Here is a 19,364-nt window from a genome sequence, read left to right as displayed (position 1 = left end):
TTTTATTTAGTGTTATATTTATTCATCAGCCTTGAAATCGTCATATCGTCTTTTATGTCGTCAATCAAATTAAATATTTTCTCCCTTGAATCTTTCACAACTTCCTTTTCCTCAGGCGAAAATTTTCCCAGCACGAATCCCAGTGTTTCTTCCTTCGTCTTTGGCTTTCCAATTCCAAATTTTATTCGCACAAATTCACTTCCAACATGTGAAATAATTGATTTTATTCCATTATGCCCTCCTGCGCTTCCATTCTGCTTAATTTTCAGCTTTCCAAACTGCATATCCATGTCGTCATAAATTACAAAAAGCTCAGTTTTGGGATCAATCTTAAAAAATCTTACGGCCTCATCAATCGCTTCCCCGCTCAAATTCATAAACGTAATCGGCTTTTGATAAAAAACCTTGTCCCCGTTGTAATTAGTCTGCACAAATAGTGACTTAAACTTTTCCCTCACATCATTTATATTGTTTTTCTTCAAATATTCGTCAATAAATATAAATCCAATATTATGCCTTGTTAATTTATACTCTTCTCCAGGATTTCCAAGCCCCACTATTAACTTCATTAAATTCTTTTCTCCTTTATTTCAATCTTTTTTAATCAGCCTCATCTATTTTCGGAATCTTTTTCATTTCCTTTTTCAAAATAATTACCGATACAATAAATGCCACCAGATCCGCTACTGGAAATGCGAACATAATCCCGTCAACTCCCATAAAGTACGGTAAAATTATGAGCAGAGGCAAAAGTGATATAATTTGTCTTACAAGGGACAAAAAAGCCCCTTGAAATGCTCTTCCAATTGATGTTAAAAACATTGTAATGGCACTTTGTACACCGTTCAGGAATATGAAAAATAAAAATATTCTCATATATTTTGTTCCATATTTAAAATAGAGCTCGCTTCCGCTGCCAAAAATGGAGATTATCTGAACTGGGAAAAACTGGAATACCGCAAATGCCACTAATGAAATGACAAATGCCACTTTTAACGTTAATTTCAATATTTCCCAAACTCTTCCATATTTTTTGGCACCATAGTTATATCCTGCAATAGGCTGTGCCCCCTGTGTCAGCCCCAATACAATTGCTATAAATATGACATTTATTTTCATAACAATTCCAGCAACCGCAATAGGAATTTCACTTCCATAAATAGATTTTGCTCCATATATCTTTAGCAGATTATTTGTTACAATTTGAATAATTAAAGCGGAACATTGGAAAATAAAAGGCGAAGTTCCTAATGCAAATAAAATCCCTATTTCCCGTATTCTTATCTTAAAATCCCTTAATTCAAATTTTACGCTTTTAAACCTGAAAAAATACAAAGCAAGCATAACTGCCGACACAAACTGCCCAATTACTGTTGCCCAGGCCGCTCCATCCATTCCCATATCAAATCCAAACATAAACAGTGGATCCAGTATCGTATTCACAAGTGATCCGACAACTATCGCAAGCATTGAATAAAAGGCATTTCCATCAGCCCTTACCAAAGGATTCGCCCCTATTGCAAATAATAAAAACGGTATTCCTAAAGATGTAATCTGAGTGTATTCAATCGCATAGTCAAAAATCTGATTTGTCGCACCAAATGCTGTCAGCATTGGCCTTAAAAAAATATTAATCAATATGCACAGGACAATTCCGCCTAAAAGAAGCATTGTTACCGCTGTTCCTGCCACACTTTTCGCCCTTTTAGGACGTTTTCTCCCCAATTCCAGATTAAAGTTAGTCGCAGCTCCAACTCCCGTCATAAGCCCAATCGCAAGGCAAATCGTCGTAAGCGGGAAAGCCACATTCGTAGCCGCATTTCCCAAAAATCCGATTTTCTGCCCGATAAAAACTTGATCCACAATATTATAAAGCGCATTCACAAGATTGGCAATAATTGCTGGTATTGCAAGTGAAATCAGAAGTTTTGGGATTGATTCCGTTCCAAACCTTGTTTTTTTGTTATTTGCTAAACTGTTTTTTTCTTTTATACTTTCTTCCATTCTTTTCCTTCCTAAATTTTCAAATATCATAATAAAATTAATTAAAACTGAACTTGAAAACCATAACTATGCTATTCAAACTCCAGTATTATTTAACTTTATACATCAATTCTTCAAAATCGCAATTAAAAGTGAAATATCATTATAAGTAACTCCACTAATTCTGCTAGCCTGTCCAATCGTTTCAGGCTGTCCGTACATAAGCCCCGAAATAGCAATATTACTAAGCCCCTTTACGCTTTCATAGTCAAAATCCTTTGGAATTATCATTTTTTCCAGTTTCTTAAATTTCTCAATCTGCGCCTTTTCCCTTTCGATAAACACATTGTATTTCGCATTTATTTCCACTTGTTCCTTCGCTAAATCCGACAATTCCACAGTTTCCACAAATTCACTTAAATTATCATAATTTATTTCTTTTCTCGCAAGAAATTCAAAGGCTGAAACAGGGCTGTTCATACTATTTTTACTATTTTTTTCAATTTTTTCACTTTCAGATTGATTTTGTTTTTCTACAATTTCAAGTAATTTTTCATTATTTTCCTTAGTTGGATAAACTGTAATGCTCTTCAGTCTTTCAATTTCATTTTCAATTTCCTGACACGCATTTTCCAGTTCCGCTAATTTTTCAGCATTTAATAGCCCTATTTCCTTTGCTTTTTCCAAAAGTCTTATAAAGATGTTGTCTTGACGCAAAGTCAGTCTATATTCAGCTCTTGAAGGCAGTACACGATAAGGCTCTGGCGTTTTTTTATTTATTATATCATCAATCAAAACCCCAATATATCCTTCGCTTCTGTCAATCACAATTTCCTTTTTCCCTAAAATTTTTCTCGCAGCATTCACTCCCGCCATAAATCCTTGACAGGCAGCCTCTTCATATCCACTCGTTCCATTAATCGTTCCCGCTGTGTAAAGTCCATCCAGAACTTTTGTTTCAAGAGTTAATTTTAACTGGTATGCAGGTACAAAGTTATATTCCACCGCATACCCGTAACGCACAATTTTGGCATTTTCAAGCCCACTAATCGTCTTTAACATTGCTTCTTGTGCAAATGGCGGCATTGCTGTTGTAAATCCATTTATATAGATTTCGTCCGATTCCACAGATTCCTGCTCCAGAAATATCTGATGATTTGTCTTTTCTGGAAAATTCATAATCTTTCTGTCAAGAGAAGGGCAATGCCGTGGACCTTTCGTACTTACAATTCCTGTAACAATCGGTGAATATTTAAGCATTTCCTGTCCCACTTTTATTGTTTCAGGTGTTGTGAATGTAAGCCAAGTTGGTAAAGTCGAATTATATTCTTTTTTTGTTTCGTAAGAAAAATATCGTGGCTTGTCCTCTCCCTTTAATTCCTCTGTTTTTGAAAAATCAATTGAAGATTTGGCAATTCTCGGAGGAGTGGCTGTCTGGTATCTATCCAGCTCAAAGCCATATTCCACAAGCCTATCAGGCAAATCCACACTCGCAGGCTCTCCTTGCCGTCCTGATGAATATTTTACATCCCCCATAACATATTCTCCGCCTAAGAACGTTCCTGTACATAAAACAACAGCCTTTGCCCCATATTTTATCCCAAGATTGTCTTCAACTCCCATAACCTTTTTATTTTTCACAATCAAATCCACAACAATTCCCTGCACCAAATCTAAATTTTCCTGCTTTTCAATAATTTCCCTCATTTTAATCCTGTACCAGTATTTATCAGCTTGAGCCCTTGTAATTCGGGAAGCCAACCCCTTTGTATGATTCAAGTTCTTTAACTGCAAGTTGTATTTGTCAATGTGTCTTGCCATTTCTCCGCCAAGCATTCCAAGTTCCGACACCAGATGGCTTTTTCCCGGACCTCCAACCGACGGATTGCACGACATCATCGCAATATTGTCAAGATATATTGTAAATAACGCTGTTTTCAGTCCATGTCTTGCCGCAGCAAGTGCAGCTTCCACCCCAGCATGTCCCGCTCCAACAACAATTATGTCATAATTTTTCATTTTTTAAATTTTCCTTTCAATTTAATCTATTTTTTTACTGTTCTTATTTGATAACCTTATCAAAAAATTTAATTTTAATTCTAAATATTTATATTAATGATTTTATTTTTTTAAACGTAAAGGGGATCAGTCGCCATCCCCTTTACAATCCCGGCTCGTCTAAGCATTTTTTTGAAATAAAATTGAAACTCGCTTTTTAACAAAAGTTATTGTCAACTCTTTAAACTAATCAAAATTTAAAAAGTCTGAAAAAGCTCAAACAGTCAATTTCATTCCAAAAAAATCACGACAATTTTAGTTTAATTATAATAGATTGTTTGACTAATAATAAACCCCATTTAAATAACAAATTTATTACAAATTTTTCTAATAAAGGATTATAAACCTAATGTTTTCAAGTAATTTTAAGATATAATTTTCATTTTTTAAACAGAGCCTAGTATAAACTAATCCGTCGGAGCATTTTTCTGTGCTGGCAAAACTGTTTGAGCATAGCGAGTTTTTTGTCAGTTCAGAAAAATGTCGTAGACTAGCCATAGGTTGTAGGATTTGCGGCAATGAGCAATCCTACGAAAATAAAAAAGAAAAAAGTTGAATGATTATGAATTAACTATCGAACAACCCTATTATAAAAATTTATTCTTATTTTTAAACAGGGTTTAGCATTAGATAAATTTTAAAATTATTAAACAAATTTACTTCTTCTTTTTAAAAACATTCCTTACTGGACGAGTAATATCCTTAAAATACACATATCTCTTATGTTTCCTAATATAATATCTCAAATATCTAAAAACCAGCTCTTCCCTCTGTTTATAATACTTTGCGTATTCATTAGCAAAAATGCTGGCTAGTTTTTCATCTTCCATCATTCTTGAAATATTTTTCATTCGTTTGTCCAAATTCAGTTTCACTCCGAATTTCATTCGATTTAAATCCACAAGATAAAATTCGCAATTTCCGCTTTTGTCCTTAATCAATACATTTCCTGGTGAATAATCCTCAAATTCCACACCATTTTCGTGCAAGTCAAAAGAAAATTTTGCAAACTGCCTTATGATTTTTTCACGATTTTTTTCAACTTTTGCAAGCATTCTTTCCGTTTCTTCGCTTATCTTATAATTTTCCCCCTGTTCAGCCTTGTCCCGCTCAATATCTTCAGGCCAGAAAACTTCCCGGCAGGTAAAATCATATTTTAATTCCTCGCTTATATAATAACTGTTCTTTTTATTGTTTTCGTTTACAAAATCATCAAAATATGCAATTGGTTCTGGCGTTTTTATTTTGCATTCCAGCAATTTTTTGGCATATTCGTAAGAACGTTTTGCTTTTGAGCCTTTAAATTTGTAAAAAAAGTTTGTAATGAAATCCTTTTGCCTAAATTTTTTTACATTTATCATTTTTTTTGTTTCAATATTTTCAATTTTATTATGTTTTTTCTTTTTTGGACTCACTTTTTTCAAATTATTTTCAAGATTAATTTCAAACTTTTTTATTTCATTTCTTCCTGGTTCCACAACATATTCCCCAGTTTTATCAAAATTTTTCAGTACATTTATCAGTATTTTTTCATCATATTTTTTATTAACTTCATAATTTTTTTCTTCCATTTAAAATCCTCATAATTTCTAAATTTTTTACTTTTCTTTATTTTCTAAACTTTTTTCATTTTCCTTTTCAAATTTTCTCTTATTTTTTCTCAATCTTTTCCTCAGTTCCTTCAAAAAGTCCTTATCTTCTGTAAATTTAGCCATTTTAGCCACATATTCAAGTGCTTCGTCATATTTATGCTGTAATTCCAACACATATACCAAATTCACATAATGGCGAATATTTTCAGGTTCTAAAATAATCATTTTATCGCAAACCTTCTGTGCATTTTCATAGTCTTCCGTTTTCACAAAAAACCTTCCCTGCAAATTCAGCATTTTTATTCTAGAAAGCCCTTTATTTTCGTTCGTCGCATTCTCATAATTTAAAAGCAGAAGTTTTATTTCCTCAAACTCCTCTGCCCTGAACAATATTTCAAAATAATCCTCAAATATGTAATCTTCCACATTATCACAATTTATGGCGATATTATAATATTTCACAACTCCCTTTATATTGTTTGAATAAGCCATTGTGTCGCCCATCCGTGCGTAAAGTGAAAATTCCTCCACCTCGTTAAATTTTGCATTTAAAAGTCTTGTATATTCACAAATTGCCTCATCATATTTGCCCATCATTGTAAGGCAGTCGCCTTTTTCCACATACGCTTCTGAGCTTTCAGGCTCCATTTCTATCGCCTTGTCAATGTTTTCTATCGCCTTTCTATAATACTTTAACAAAGCATAGGACATTCCCATATTCAGATACACAAAATAATTTTTTTCTATTTCCAGAAATTTTTTATAAAGCGAAATCGCCTTTTTCAGTCTTCCGAGTGACTGATAAACAAATCCCAACGTAAAAAGCGTATCCCTGCTATCAGGATACTTTTTCTGCAATTTTTCCGCATATTCCTTCGCCTGTTCAAACATTCCAAAGTCTGAATAAAGTTTGGAAAGTGCCATCAGTGCCGAATAGTTATTCTCGTCAATTTCAAGTACCGACTTCAAATATACAAGCGCATCTTCATACTTGTAATTTTCCATTGATTTATCCGCTTCTTTTAATAATTCTTCTATATACATTTTTTCTCCATTTATATTTATATATTTTTCAATCAACCGATAAAAACCAGATAACTTTAAGATTTGAATAATATAAAATTAATTATTAATCATATTTACCATTTCTATAAATTTAGACGGCTTCCTGTCATACGGATTCGGCATAACATCATCCGTTATCATCAGCCATCCCGCATTTCTTTCTCTTGACAGCCTTACAATCTCAGCATATTCCTTAGGAGTGGCACTATGTACAATATGCCAGATATGTTTTGCATTTGACTGATTATTTTCAAAATTAGAATGCGGCTTTTCAAACTTGTTAATATACGTATTTGCGCTTACCTCACTTGTCACAAAAATATCCGCATACGGCGAAATTGCATCTGTAATCGGTGCTCCAGGATTGGCAATTACAAGATTATTTTTTGACTTGCTTTTTACATAATCAAAAATTTCCTTCATGTAGCTTACCTGCTGAGGAGTGCTTGAAGCAATTTCATCAAAAAAGAACCCATTTATATTATCCTTGCCATAAAATTCAAAATATCTGTCAACTTCCGCCTTTACTTTCTTAATATTTCTCTTCTGATAAGTTGTCGGAATATAGGCAATATTTTTAATCCCAGCCTCCTTATTTTTCTTAATCTGAGCCGCATAGTTCATTTCAATCTTTTTCCCTGCTCCATTATTCGGATTTATCAACACATAAGGAACCTTATCTTTCCCAAGCGTCAAAATGTCATTCCAAAATGGGTTTTTCCCATCTGGATAAGTGTACGTAGTTGCTATTACAGACTGCTTTATCTTAACATTATTTTTATTAATATTCTTATCTGAAAATCCATTAATTCCCAAGAGCATTCCAATCATTAAAAATATTTTCTTCATTTCCTTTTTTATCCTCTTTCAAATTTTTAAAATTAAATAGTTAAGATATATTATTTTAACATATTTTTAGAAATTATTGTAATTTTTTAACTGAAATGACAAAACAAAAATTAATATCTCCTATTATTTTCAAGCCTAAATTTCATATCCTTTCTTAACCTTCTCAAAGCCCACTTTCTCTCAACCTTAAAAACTTCCTCATTGTCGCTCCCAATTTTATAATCCACATAATTTTTTATAAATTTTTCAACATCTTCCCTAGATTCACTCCGAATTTCAAACTCATAATCTTCACTTAAAGAAATTTCCCTGTTTTTTTCAAGGCAGTAATAAAGCATATCATTGTAAGTCTGCTGTGCCAATATATCCCGTGCCTTGTAATATGTGGCTTTATCAGTATTTGTTATTCTGACTGCCTGTTTTTCAGATATATACGGCTTATTTCTTATCAGATCCGCCATTTTTTGAAATTTTCGATTTTTCTCATTCATTCTGCATTCAAAGCACACTTTCTCCTTATTTTCCTGTAAAAATAAAAGTTTACAGTTTTCACATTCAATATATCCATTATTTTTTAGATACTTTTCCCTTTTTTTCAGATTTATCGCAATTTTTTCCAGCCTTCTGGCAATATCTTCATACTTTTTATCAATTTTATCAATATTCTCGTGAATTTCTTTAATTTCTTGTGCAGAAAGCACAATATCTTTCACTTTTTCTGTAATTTTATTTTCTGAACCAGCATTTTCACTTTTTTCCACAACATTCCCTCTAGGGATTTCCCCAGCCCGAATTGTCCCTCTTTTCTCCTCATTTTCAATAAGCTCATCCAGCAAATCACGCTTTATTTTGTAATTTACCTTCACAAATTCAATGCTTTCCAAAAATTTCCCATTTAAAAATGTATTTATTTTATCCTTTATATTTTCCGCATACATTATCGTCGTATGATAAATAATTCCATCATTAATCACTACAGCCAGATTTCCGTTAAATAGGCTCTTTGGATATGTTTTTTCGCCAATAGGGCCATTTATAATCTGCTTCCAGTTCTTCTTGATTTTCCACAAAATATATTTTTCATTTTTCAAAAGAGAACTTTTTTTCTCAATTGCTTCCAGCGCCAAATTCTTTAAATCCTTAATTCCTTCCATTTTTCAACCCCTTTTTATTCATTAATTATTTTCCCCTTTTCCACAATAAATTTTTTCCCCTCTATTCCCAAATCCTCTGTCGAAGTTATAAAACATTGGATTTTTTTATTTATAAAATAACTTAAAATGCTTTTTTTTCTCACTTCATCAAAATATGAAGCAATATCGTCCATTATAAATATCGGATACTCCTTTTTTTCTTTTATTAAAATATCAATTTCTGAAATTTTTAGCGAAAATATTATAGATTTTTTCTCCCCTTGCGAAGAATACGCCTTTGCATTTTTTCCATTCAGCTCAAAGATAAAATCATCTTTTTGAGGGCCAAGCAGGCTGTATCCAAGAAATTTTTCCCTCTCACTTTTCCTTTTGCACAACATTTCAAATTTTTCCTTCAACTCTTCCCTAGTTTTCTTTTCCACATCCCCAAGAAAACAGTCGTATTTTAATTTCAGCTCCGAATTTTCATCAAATAATTTACGATAATTCAAGTTTAATAAAATTGATATTTTTTTTATAAATTCCTGCCGATTTAAAACAATATTTAGTCCCTCCTCTATAAATTTTTCATTATAGATCTTATAAATTTCCTCGCCAGTCTTTTTTTCCTTTATAAGCTTGTTCCGCACCTTCAATATTTTCTCAAAATTCACAATCGACTGCAAATACTCCTTTTTTGCCTGCGAAATCTCATAATTAAAAAAGTTTCTTCTAACCCCAGGATTCCCAATAATCAGCTCAATATCCTCAGGAATAAATGAAATAATGTTAAGTAACCCGACATAATTTATATATTTATTTTTTTCCCTGTCAATATAAAAGTCCTTCTTATCCTCATTCACATCAATAGCAATAACATTTTCCGACAAATCCTTATGTCTGTACTTCCCAAACACAATCAGCCTGTTCAAGTTATACTTGCGAATCTCCTTAACCTTCTTAGTCCTAAAACTTTTTCCCGTAGCCAAAAAATGGACAGCCTCAATAAGCGATGTCTTCCCCTGTCCATTCTTTCCGTATATTAAATTAAAATACCTATCAAACTTCAACTTCCCATCCACAAGGCACCGAAAGTTATTAAAACTAATCTGATCCAAATACATCGCTATTTCTTTCCCTTTCTAATCTCTATAATAATTCTTTACAATTTTAAATTTATCTATGTTTTTAAATATTTTAATTTTTTCTTATTTTATATCCTTTTAACGAAATTTTGCTAAAAAATTTTTTTAATAGATTATATTGTAATAAAAATTTATAGAAAAGATATTAATTAATAAATCCACAAGAAATATTTGATAAAATATAGTTATACTGATTATCTGTAAGTAACTTTAACTATTTTCCCACAAAAAGCAACCCCAACAAAAGTAACATCCTTAACACCTCTATCTTTTAACCCAACATCATACTTCTTCTCCATTATCTGCTCTATCGCCTCTTCCGAGACTTTCTCCAAATCATCTTCATTTTTCACAACTTTAAACTCCAGAATAAACCCCCTATTGTTCTTATTCTTTGGCTCAATTACAACATCATACCTTCCAAGACCACTTTCTTCATTAGATTTTACATAATAATGATTATCCAGATAAAACACCATTCCTAAGACTAATCCATGATAAAGGTCCTACTATCCATTTTGTTTTGTCAATGTAGTAACAATTCTCTTTTATTACTTCACTAAAATCTTCTATTCCAATTCCTATACCTTTTTTCATAACAATCTCCCCTTAAATTCTCTACAGCCTGCTTTCACTATTATTTATCTTTTCATTAAATCAGCAAACTATTTAATGTTTTGCCCTTACAAGAACTTTTTCTCCAGCAAACTCCACAACATCTCCATCATAAATTTTTTTCCCACGTCTAGTTTCCACAGCATCATTCACTTTCACTTCTCCATTCAAAATAAACATTTTCGCTTCCACTCCAGAACCTGTAAAATTTGCCCACTTCAAAAGCTGATCCAATTTTATAAATTCTGTATTTATCATAACTTCTTCAATTTCATTATCTATATTTTTCATTAATCTCCCTCCATAATTTATTTTCATATTTTTTGTAAATTCCCACTGTTACTCCACTCAATCATTAACCAAACTAATCATTAATTTCCCTGTGGAAAATTCCATTTATCCGTGGAAAACTTTTCCCACAAATATTTCCACATCTTTTCCACAATTACAATATGTTCTTATTTTTAGTAATTTCTTTTGTAAATTCTTTTCCACATTAAATTGTGGAGTTAATTTTTACTTATGTGGAGAAAATTTATATGTTTTTATTTTTATTATTTTATCACAGTTATTCTTTAATTTAAAATTAAATATTTTTGAGTTATCAACAAATGTGGAAAATTTTGTTTATATTTATGGATATTATGATTTTAGTTTTACACAGTAAAATTTTATTTTTCCACAAACTTTGTTTTAACATAATATTTTTACTTATTTTTTTCCACAATTTTTGTGGAGAAATTTTCAACATATAGTGGAAATTAATTTTTATTTTCCCACATCGATATTTTCTAATTTATTTTATTAAATGAAATTTAATTATTTTATTAAAACTTTTTTATCGAAATTATTTATGTAGAAAACTTTTTCCACTGTGGATAATTTTTTAAATATTATTATTATTTTCCACAAAATTTTCAACATTCTTTCCACATTTTCCACAATTTTCTAAGCTCTAAAAATTTTCTTGTTCAAAGCCTCAATTTCTTTTTTGAATGCAACATCTTCCTTTGTTTTCTTATCAATTTTTCTGATGCTGCTTATAACCGTGCTGTGATCTTTTCCTCCAAAAAGCCCTCCTATTGCTGTTAGGCTTAGATCCAGCTCATCGTTGTTCTTTAACAAATACATAGCGATCTGTCTTGTTTCCACTATTTTTTTCTGGCGCTTTTTGGACTTCATGTCAGTTACGCTGACGCCGTACTGTGTGGAAATCATTTCTATTACTTTTTTTGCTGTTACCTTGGATTTTTCCCGTTTTACGTTGTGCATAAGCATTTCCTGAACCAGTTCCAATGTTATCTGTTCATTTAGCAGCTTTGCACGTGCATTTAAGTTTGTGAGCGTCCCCTCCAGTTCCCTTACATTGGTGTCCAGAGAGTCTGAAATGTATTCAAGAATGCTGTCATCTATCTCAATTCCTTGCGCCTTTGCCATATTTTTCAGAATCATCATACGGGTTTCGTAGCCCGGGCTTTGAATTTCCACCGTCAAGCCTGACAAAAATCTTGATTCCAGACGTTTTGACAGATTCTTTATTTCCTTTGGCGACTTGTCGCTTATCATTATTATCTGCTTGCCAAGCTCCTGCAATTTGTTGAATGTGTGAAAAAACTCCTCCTCCACAGTTCCTTCCCCACGTCCAAATACTTTTTCAAAAAACTGTATATCATCCAGAAGAAGCACGTCCAAAGCACGGAAAGTATCACGGAAATGCTGGATCCGCCCACTGTTCAGAACTTTAAAAAATTCATTTGCAAATTCCTCTGAAGTGGAATAATAGACACGCTTGCTCGGATTATTTTCCACAATTGCGTTTCCCACAGCCTGCATCAAATGGGTTTTTCCGAGCCCTGAACTTCCGTAAATGAAAAGCGGGTTATAAACGGGTGTTGGATTGTTGACAACTGCAAGGCAGGCGTTGTATGCAAGTTTGCTGTTTTCTCCTACAACAAAGTTGTCCAGCCTATGCTTGGGGTTTAAGCCTGTGTGGAAAACTTGAGCCTTTTCCTTCGTGTCTTTTGAAAACCTGTGCGTTTCAGGCTTGTATGCCATTACATCCTGCTGCTTTACTTCAAAGTTTATTGTAACTTCCTCGTCTGTTACGATTTCCACAATGTCTTCCATCTGGCTCCTATGCTTTTCCATGTTCTGCCGTATTAATTTTGAATTGCATACAAGTGTAAGTTTTCCACCTTCCAGCTTCGTTGCTTCCACATTGCTAAAAAATGCCTCAAATTCTGCTTCGTTTACTCTTTTTTTCATTATTTTCTTTATTTTTTCCCACAATTTCGCAACATCCATTTATTTTTCTCTCCTTTTTCGTCAATTTTTCTTATAAATAAAAATTTTATATTTTTTCACATCTTGCCTGGCAAATTTATTTAGTGATTTTCCCCTTAATTTGTACTCTTATTTGATTTTACTATAACATAAATAAAATAAATAATCAAGATTTTAAGTAAAAGTTTTCCACAGCCTTTTCCACATAAAAAATTTTATTTTTTTCTGCTGTCTGTCAAGGTATTTCCACTTTTCAAATTTTTATCCACAAAAATTGCATATGTCCAATTTTAGAGTCTTTACACACATTATCCACACGCTTTCCACTTTTCCACAAAGCATGTTGGTAATTATGTTTACAATTTTGTTGATAATATTTTTCCACAAATCCGCCAAAAGTTTTCCACAGCCTTTTCTCTGACAATCCTTTTATTTATCAATGTTCCCACATTTCCACAGTGCATAATAATAATATATTTAATTATATATACTATTAAATATTATAGAGCTGTGGATAAAATATACTGTATAAAATTTACCCATGAAAAAATTAAATAAAATTTGCTTTTGAATAGAGCATTAAACTTGACTTTTTTTTGAATATTGTATATAATGTTGATAAAAGACGAAGAAATTTTTTTAAAATAAAACAGAAAGGAAAAAAGATGACTAAAAGAACATATCAACCAAATAAAAGAAAAAGAAAAAAGATCATGGATTTAGAAAGAGAATGCAAAATAAAAGCGGAAGAAATGTTTTGAAAAGAAGAAGAGCTAAAGGAAGAGCTAAACTATCAGCATAACCCGGTGTTAAATTCAGCACTGGGTTTTTAAAAGCATTAACCTAAATTAAAAGGGAGCTTTCTTATAACGGAACCTCTTTAAAACTGGACACAAAAATCTTACACCAAATCCGTGTTTTTTTAATTTTTCTGTCTAATTTCAAAAAAGTTCAATATATTAAGCTCTCGCTCATTTTAAATAAAAGAAGAGAAAGATGTCTATTAACAAGATAAAAAAAACAAAGGATTTTTCATTAATATATAACAAATCAAAAAAGATGCATACAAAGTATGCTATTATTTTTATAAAGGAAAATATAAATAACGAACAGCGGTTTGGCTTTGTGGCAAGCAAAAAAACTGGAAATGCAGTTCAGCGAAACAGAATAAAAAGAATTTTTAAGGAATTTGTAAAAGCGCATAAGGAAAAATTTAAAAAAAATACTGATTATATATTTGTCGGCAAATCTATTTTAAAAGAGAATATAAAAACTTTGAAATACAAGGATATTGAAAAAGATATAAGTAAGGTAATAAAATGATGAAGAAAATATTACTATTTTTAATAAAAATTTACCAGAAGGGCATTTCACCATATTTTGGCAGAAGATGCAGATTTTATCCGACTTGTTCGGAATATTCAAGGCAGGCAATTACAAAGTATGGAGCAATAAAAGGAAGTTATCTGGCAGTAAAAAGAATATTAAAATGCCATCCTTTTCATAAGGGCGGATATGATCCGTTAAAATAAAAAAGTGGAGGAAATAATATATGTTTAAAATACAGGCACTTGTCGATTTTGTCGTACATGTTTTAAATGCGATATATAGTGTTGTAGGAAATTATGGTATAGCAATAATAATTGTTACAATTTTAATGAGAATAATTGTATTTCCATTGACATTAAAACAGGAAAAGTCAATGAAAAAAATGAGGGAATTACAGCCTGAACTTGAAAAAATAAAAGAAAAATACAAGGATGATCCACAAGAATATCAACGAAAAACAGCAGAACTTTATAGAGAAAGCGGAGTAAACCCACTAGGAGGATGCCTGCCGATACTAATCCAAATGCCAATATTTGTGGCATTATACTGGGCTTTCAGCGGGAACGCAATTCCAGCAGACGCCAAATTTTTGTGGTTTACACTAAAACAGCCAGACAGACTGTTTATGATGGGAAAATTTGCATTTAATTTATTGCCAATTTTAAATGTAGGTGTGACATATATCCAGCAAAAAATAATGACGAGTGCAACTGGTGGACAGGAAAATGCTCAGCAGATGCAGACAATGATGTACATGCTGCCTCTTATGATGCTGTTCATATTTTACAACATGCCATCAGGGGTAACGTTGTATTATCTAGTTTCAGGGGCTTTGTCATTGGTTCAGCAGTATTTCATTTTGAAAGGAAGAAGTGATGATGGAAAAGATAGTATTAAAGGCGCAAAATGAGGAAGAGCTAAAAAATATGGTAAGCCGTTCATTGACGCTGAAGGAAGATGAAACTTACCGAGTAAAAGTTTTGAAATATCCTAAGAAGATATTGTTCATCAGCATAAAAGGTGAATATGAAATCGAAATTATTAAAAAATCAGAACTAAAAACTGATGAAATTAAAGCAGAAGGCGAAAAACCGAAAGCGCAAAATGAATACAGAAATGCCAAAAAAGATAAAAGGGAAGCAAGAGGGGAAAATAGAAATAATTTTCAAAAGGATAACGGCAAGAAAAATTACAGAAATGAAAATGAAGAAAAATCTGCAGCTAATCAGCCTGATTTAAATATAGATAAAATCAGGGCATTTTTTAAGGAATTTATTGTAAGTGTAAAATTGGATGTGCGGATTGTCAGCATAAAAAAAGAAAACAATAACAAATATTTAGTTATTCTTGATGGAAAAGACATGAGATTTTTAATCGGAGAAAAGGGGAATACACTAAACAGCTTTGAATACTTGCTCAGCACTACAAAGCAGTTTAAACATTTGAAAATATCTGTAGATTCTAACAATTATAAGGAAAAACGCGAAAGATCATTAAGGGATTTAGCAAGAAAAAAAGGCAAGGCGGTCCTTGCAACAGGAAATGCCATAAAATTAAACCCGATGTCGGCACGTGAGCGTAAAATCATTCACGAGGAAGTTTCCTTCATGAGAGGGCTAAAAACTGAAAGCATGGGGGAAGAGCCAAAAAGATATCTAGTTATTAAAAAGTTAGATGAAAAATTTTAAAAAATTGAACTGGATTGTTTAAATAAAGTTTTTTTAAACAGTTTAGTGCAACATGAATTAAAAATGATTTTAGAAAATAGAGGGATAAATAAGATGTTGTTTGATACAATTGCGGCTATTTCCACTCCAAAAGGGGAAGGTGGAATTGCCATAATAAGAATATCCGGCGATAAATCATTTGAAATACTGGACAAAATATTTATTAAAAAGAACCCAAATGCTGATTTGGGTTTTTATAAATTAAATTACGGATTTATCAAGGATGGGGAAAAAACAGTAGATGAAGTAATGGCTGTAAGACTAAAAGCCCCTAAAAGCTATACTTGTGAAGACATTGTGGAAATAAACTGTCACGGCGGTACGCTTGTTTCAGAAAAAGTGCTTGAACTTGTGCTAAGAAATGGGGCAAGACATGCTGAAAGCGGCGAATTTACAAAAAGAGCGTTCATGAATGGACGTATAGACTTGTCGCAGGCTGAGGCGGTTATGGACATTATTCAGGGGAAAACGGAAAAGAGCGTGTCGTTGTCGCTGGATCAGTTAAGAGGGGATCTGCGTGACAAAGTAAACGAATTTAAGAAGGCGCTGCTTGATATTGCGGCACATGTAAATGTGGTGCTGGATTATCCTGAAGAAGGAATTGACGATCCATTGCCAGCAGAGCTTCGGAATAATCTGGAAAAAGTCTATGAGGAGGCAAACCGTCTAATTGACTCGTATGATACAGGGAAAAAAATTAAAGAGGGAATAAAGACGGTTATTGTGGGAAAACCAAATGTTGGGAAATCTACATTGCTAAATGCCCTGCTTCATGAGGAACGTGCGATTGTAACGCACATTGCAGGAACCACAAGAGACATTATTGAGGAAATAATCAATATAAAAGGGATTCCATTGGTTCTGGTGGATACGGCGGGAATTAGACGGACTGACGACATTGTGGAAAATATCGGTGTAGAAAAGTCAAAGCAGTTTATCGAGAAGGCTGATCTGGTGCTGCTTGTACTGGATGCTTCAAAGGAGCTGGAAGCCGAAGACATGGAAGTTATAACTAAAATTAAAGAAAATAACAAGAAAGTTATAGTATTATTAAATAAGATTGATTTAAATAAAAAAATTAATCTTGAAGGGTACAGCTTGGAAAATATTGTTGAAATTTCTGCAAAGGACAATATTGGAATTGAAGACATGCAGGAAAAAATCTATTCATACATTGTGGAAGAAGATGTGGAAAACTCGTCAGAAAAACTAATAATTACAAATATTCGGCATAAAACTGCACTTGAAAAAACAAAAGACGCAATAAGAAATATTTTTGAAACAATAGACATGGGACTTCCTATGGACTTAATTTCTGTGGATTTGAAGGAAGCGCTTGATTCGCTTTCGGAAATTACAGGAGAAATTTCATCTGAGGATATTTTGGATCATGTGTTTGGGAATTTTTGTGTTGGGAAATAGATATAGAATTTTATATTTTGTGTAAAATATATGGAAAAGTTTTGAAAAAAATGGAGGAAATAAATAATGGCTAACAATTATGGAGCAGACTCGATTACGGTTCTGGAGGGGCTGGAAGCGGTTAGAAAGCGTCCAGGGATGTATATCGGATCAACTTCCTCACGTGGACTTCACCATCTGGTGTGGGAAATTGTGGATAACAGCGTGGATGAGGCGCTTGCAGGAGTTTGTGATAAAATTACTGTGAGAATACTTGAGGGGAATATTATTGAAGTAACGGATAATGGACGTGGAATCCCCGTTGCAATGCATAAGACAGGAAAATCTACATTAGAAGTGGTTATGACTGTGCTTCACGCTGGAGGAAAATTTGATAACGACAACTACAAAGTATCGGGAGGACTACACGGGGTAGGAATTTCGGTTGTCAATGCTCTATCTGAATGGGTGGAAGCAACTGTTACAAGAGATGGACAGATAGTAAGACAAACATTTGAGAGAGGAGTGCCGATTTCATCTCCTGAAAAAATTGGAGATGCACCGCTTGATGCGCATGGAACGGTCATTAGATTTAAAGCGGACGATGAAATCTTTGAGACAACAGTTTATGACTATTCTGTTTTGGAGTCGAGATTAAAAGAGCTGTCATACTTAAATAAAGGGCTTAAAATAAAATTGATTGACGAAAGAAAAAAAGATGAAATAAAAGAGGAGGAATTTCATTTTGAGGGCGGAATAAAAGATTTTCTGAATGAAATAACGGATGATGAAAAAATTGTAAATGACGTCATTTATATGGCGGATTCGTTTGAAACTCAGCCTGCCAAAGAAGTGGAAGCTGTGGATGAAAATGGAAACGTTTATTTAAAAAAAGTTGGAGCAAAAGTAGTCGAAGTGGAAATTGCGATGAATTACACAACCGCTCAAAGAGAAATTGTCTATTCATTTGTAAATAATATAAATACTCACGAAGGTGGGACTCATGTCAGTGGATTTAGGACAGCGCTTACTAGAACAATTAACGACATAGCAAAACAGATGAATTTGATAAAGGAAAAAAGTGGCACATTTCAAGGAACAGATGTGAGAGAAGGGCTTGTCTGCATAATAAGCGTAAAAATTCCCGAACCGCAATTTGAAGGACAAACAAAAACTAAGCTTGGAAACAGTGAAGTTACAGGAATTGTTTCAAATATTGTCGGAAGCAATTTAAAATTTTATTTGGAAGATCATCCGAAAGCGGCTGAAAAAATAATAGAAAAGATGACAATGTCGAAAAAGGCAAGAGAAGCGGCTAAAAAGGCAAGGGAACTTGTGCTAAGAAAAAGTAATCTGGAAGTGGGATCGCTTCCTGGAAAACTAGCTGACTGCTCTTCAAAAGATCCTGCTGAATCAGAAATATTCATAGTCGAAGGAAACTCAGCGGGAGGTTCTGCAAAACAGGGAAGAGATAGAAGATTTCAGGCAATCCTGCCGCTTCGTGGAAAAATATTGAATGTGGAAAAGGCAAGTGTTCACCGTACGCTTGAAAATGCTGAAATACGTGATATGATAACTGCATTTGGAGCTGGATTTGGCGATGATATGAACCTTGAAAAATTGAGATACCACAAAATCGTAATAATGACGGATGCCGATGTCGATGGGGCTCACATAAGAACATTGATGCTGACATTCTTTTACAGACATTTAAGAGAATTGATAAACGAAGGGTATATTTACATAGCGCAGCCGCCTTTATACAAAATTCAGGCTGGAAAAGCAATCAGATACGCCTATTCAGACGATCAGCTAAAACAAGTGACAAAAGTCTTGGAAAATGACGGAAGAAAATACACAATCCAGCGTTACAAAGGGCTGGGAGAAATGAATCCAGAACAACTTTGGGAAACAACCCTTGATCCGGAAGTGAGAACATTGTTAAAAGTATCAATGGAAGACGCTTCATATGCGGATAAAATGTTTAATATTCTAATGGGGGATAAAGTTGAGCCGAGAAGGAAGTTTATTGAAGATAATGCGAATTATGTAAGGAACTTAGATATATAATTTTTGATTAAAATTGAGAAAAGTTATTTTTATTAATAGATATTTTTCTATAATATTTATGTTTTTTCTTTTTTTAAAAGCAAAGGGGAACAATCGCCATCCCCTTTGCAATCC

17 protein-coding genes and 2 pseudogenes are annotated in these 19,364 nt (G+C 32.9%); 7 read left to right on the top strand and 12 right to left on the bottom strand.

Annotated elements, in window-relative coordinates; genetic code table 11:
* Positions 1–2: 2 nt before the first annotated feature.
* The 12 genes and pseudogenes from pth to dnaA form a co-directional block, all read right to left on the bottom strand.
* Entirely contained in the window at positions 3–569 is a 567-nt protein-coding gene (pth, locus tag HW275_RS06515) for an aminoacyl-tRNA hydrolase (RefSeq protein ID WP_178935762.1), read from the bottom strand.
* Between the two features lie 31 nt (positions 570–600).
* Positions 601–2,004: an MATE family efflux transporter gene (locus HW275_RS06510; RefSeq protein ID WP_178935761.1), complete on the bottom strand. Its 1,404-nt coding sequence runs from the start codon at positions 2,002–2,004 to the stop codon at positions 601–603.
* Positions 2,005–2,109: 105 nt separating this feature from the next.
* Complete coding sequence (gene mnmG / locus HW275_RS06505) at positions 2,110–4,002, bottom strand: tRNA uridine-5-carboxymethylaminomethyl(34) synthesis enzyme MnmG (protein WP_178935760.1); 1,893 nt, start codon at positions 4,000–4,002, stop codon at positions 2,110–2,112.
* 695 nt (positions 4,003–4,697) lie between these two features.
* Positions 4,698–5,612 carry a hypothetical protein gene (locus HW275_RS06500; RefSeq protein WP_178935759.1) on the bottom strand — a complete coding sequence of 305 codons (915 nt, stop codon included), beginning with the start codon at positions 5,610–5,612 and terminating at the stop codon, positions 4,698–4,700.
* 27 nt (positions 5,613–5,639) lie between these two features.
* The gene (locus tag HW275_RS06495) at positions 5,640–6,677 is read right to left on the bottom strand and encodes a tetratricopeptide repeat protein (protein ID WP_178935758.1); all 1,038 of its coding nucleotides are present in this window, start codon (positions 6,675–6,677) and stop codon (positions 5,640–5,642) included.
* Between the two features lie 78 nt (positions 6,678–6,755).
* A complete protein-coding gene (locus HW275_RS06490; protein WP_178935757.1) occupies positions 6,756–7,547 on the bottom strand; it encodes a spherulation-specific family 4 protein in 792 nt (263 codons plus the stop codon).
* Positions 7,548–7,657: 110 nt separating this feature from the next.
* Positions 7,658–8,701 carry a DciA family protein gene (locus HW275_RS06485; RefSeq protein ID WP_178935756.1) on the bottom strand — a complete coding sequence of 348 codons (1,044 nt, stop codon included), beginning with the start codon at positions 8,699–8,701 and terminating at the stop codon, positions 7,658–7,660.
* Positions 8,702–8,715: 14 nt separating this feature from the next.
* Positions 8,716–9,804, bottom strand: coding sequence for a DNA replication/repair protein RecF (locus tag HW275_RS06480; RefSeq protein ID WP_178935755.1), 1,089 nt, complete (start codon positions 9,802–9,804; stop codon positions 8,716–8,718).
* Between the two features lie 215 nt (positions 9,805–10,019).
* Positions 10,020–10,331: pseudogene (locus HW275_RS06475) on the bottom strand (PD-(D/E)XK nuclease domain-containing protein); the annotation flags it as partial.
* Positions 10,285–10,422, bottom strand: coding sequence for an AAA family ATPase (locus tag HW275_RS06470; RefSeq protein ID WP_178935754.1), 138 nt, complete (start codon positions 10,420–10,422; stop codon positions 10,285–10,287). The gene HW275_RS06470 and the pseudogene HW275_RS06475, both read right to left, overlap by 47 nt.
* Before the next feature lie 72 nt (positions 10,423–10,494).
* Positions 10,495–10,731 (bottom strand): S4 domain-containing protein YaaA, encoded by a 237-nt coding sequence (yaaA, locus tag HW275_RS06465; RefSeq protein WP_178935753.1) that lies wholly within the window; start codon positions 10,729–10,731, stop codon positions 10,495–10,497.
* Positions 10,732–11,388: 657 nt separating this feature from the next.
* Positions 11,389–12,744 (bottom strand): chromosomal replication initiator protein DnaA, encoded by a 1,356-nt coding sequence (gene dnaA / locus HW275_RS06460; protein WP_178935752.1) that lies wholly within the window; start codon positions 12,742–12,744, stop codon positions 11,389–11,391.
* A gap of 644 nt (positions 12,745–13,388) precedes the next feature.
* Here dnaA and rpmH point away from each other — a divergent pair.
* From rpmH to gyrB, 7 genes and pseudogenes are all read left to right on the top strand, one after another.
* Positions 13,389–13,525, top strand: a pseudogene (gene rpmH, locus HW275_RS06455) (50S ribosomal protein L34).
* Between the two features lie 194 nt (positions 13,526–13,719).
* On the top strand, positions 13,720–14,046 hold the full coding sequence (gene rnpA, locus HW275_RS06450; RefSeq protein ID WP_178935751.1) for a ribonuclease P protein component: 327 nt from the start codon (positions 13,720–13,722) through the stop codon (positions 14,044–14,046).
* Positions 14,046–14,255 carry a membrane protein insertion efficiency factor YidD gene (gene yidD / locus HW275_RS06445; RefSeq protein ID WP_178935750.1) on the top strand — a complete coding sequence of 70 codons (210 nt, stop codon included), beginning with the start codon at positions 14,046–14,048 and terminating at the stop codon, positions 14,253–14,255. Before rnpA ends, yidD begins: the two co-directional genes overlap by 1 nt.
* A 20-nt stretch (positions 14,256–14,275) precedes the next feature.
* Complete coding sequence (locus HW275_RS06440) at positions 14,276–14,962, top strand: YidC/Oxa1 family membrane protein insertase (RefSeq protein WP_178935749.1); 687 nt, start codon at positions 14,276–14,278, stop codon at positions 14,960–14,962.
* Positions 14,931–15,740, top strand: a complete 810-nt coding sequence (locus HW275_RS06435) for a R3H domain-containing nucleic acid-binding protein (protein ID WP_178935748.1) — start codon at positions 14,931–14,933, stop codon at positions 15,738–15,740. Before HW275_RS06440 ends, HW275_RS06435 begins: the two co-directional genes overlap by 32 nt.
* Before the next feature lie 93 nt (positions 15,741–15,833).
* Complete coding sequence (gene mnmE / locus HW275_RS06430) at positions 15,834–17,201, top strand: tRNA uridine-5-carboxymethylaminomethyl(34) synthesis GTPase MnmE (protein ID WP_178936427.1); 1,368 nt, start codon at positions 15,834–15,836, stop codon at positions 17,199–17,201.
* 66 nt (positions 17,202–17,267) lie between these two features.
* The gene (gene gyrB, locus HW275_RS06425; RefSeq protein WP_178935747.1) at positions 17,268–19,250 is read left to right on the top strand and encodes a DNA topoisomerase (ATP-hydrolyzing) subunit B; all 1,983 of its coding nucleotides are present in this window, start codon (positions 17,268–17,270) and stop codon (positions 19,248–19,250) included.
* Positions 19,251–19,364 lie beyond the last annotated feature (114 nt).

Origin of the sequence: Leptotrichia sp. oral taxon 223 (genome assembly GCF_013394795.1) — a bacterium.
Classification (GTDB): domain Bacteria; phylum Fusobacteriota; class Fusobacteriia; order Fusobacteriales; family Leptotrichiaceae; genus Leptotrichia.
This window is presented reverse-complemented; position numbering and strand designations above follow the sequence as displayed.

Coding starts and splice junctions, on each gene's coding strand:
- pth (WP_178935762.1), bottom strand. CDS start 569: ATGAAGTTAATAGTGGGGCTTGGAAATCCTGGAGAAGAGTATAAATTA.
- HW275_RS06510 (WP_178935761.1), bottom strand. CDS start 2,004: ATGGAAGAAAGTATAAAAGAAAAAAACAGTTTAGCAAATAACAAAAAA.
- mnmG (WP_178935760.1), bottom strand. CDS start 4,002: ATGAAAAATTATGACATAATTGTTGTTGGAGCGGGACATGCTGGGGTG.
- HW275_RS06500 (WP_178935759.1), bottom strand. CDS start 5,612: ATGGAAGAAAAAAATTATGAAGTTAATAAAAAATATGATGAAAAAATA.
- HW275_RS06495 (WP_178935758.1), bottom strand. CDS start 6,677: ATGTATATAGAAGAATTATTAAAAGAAGCGGATAAATCAATGGAAAAT.
- HW275_RS06490 (WP_178935757.1), bottom strand. CDS start 7,547: ATGAAGAAAATATTTTTAATGATTGGAATGCTCTTGGGAATTAATGGA.
- HW275_RS06485 (WP_178935756.1), bottom strand. CDS start 8,701: ATGGAAGGAATTAAGGATTTAAAGAATTTGGCGCTGGAAGCAATTGAG.
- HW275_RS06480 (WP_178935755.1), bottom strand. CDS start 9,804: ATGTATTTGGATCAGATTAGTTTTAATAACTTTCGGTGCCTTGTGGAT.
- HW275_RS06470 (WP_178935754.1), bottom strand. CDS start 10,422: ATGAAAAAAGGTATAGGAATTGGAATAGAAGATTTTAGTGAAGTAATA.
- yaaA (WP_178935753.1), bottom strand. CDS start 10,731: ATGAAAAATATAGATAATGAAATTGAAGAAGTTATGATAAATACAGAA.
- dnaA (WP_178935752.1), bottom strand. CDS start 12,744: ATGGATGTTGCGAAATTGTGGGAAAAAATAAAGAAAATAATGAAAAAA.
- rnpA (WP_178935751.1), top strand. CDS start 13,720: ATGTCTATTAACAAGATAAAAAAAACAAAGGATTTTTCATTAATATAT.
- yidD (WP_178935750.1), top strand. CDS start 14,046: ATGAAGAAAATATTACTATTTTTAATAAAAATTTACCAGAAGGGCATT.
- HW275_RS06440 (WP_178935749.1), top strand. CDS start 14,276: ATGTTTAAAATACAGGCACTTGTCGATTTTGTCGTACATGTTTTAAAT.
- HW275_RS06435 (WP_178935748.1), top strand. CDS start 14,931: ATGGAAAAGATAGTATTAAAGGCGCAAAATGAGGAAGAGCTAAAAAAT.
- mnmE (WP_178936427.1), top strand. CDS start 15,834: ATGTTGTTTGATACAATTGCGGCTATTTCCACTCCAAAAGGGGAAGGT.
- gyrB (WP_178935747.1), top strand. CDS start 17,268: ATGGCTAACAATTATGGAGCAGACTCGATTACGGTTCTGGAGGGGCTG.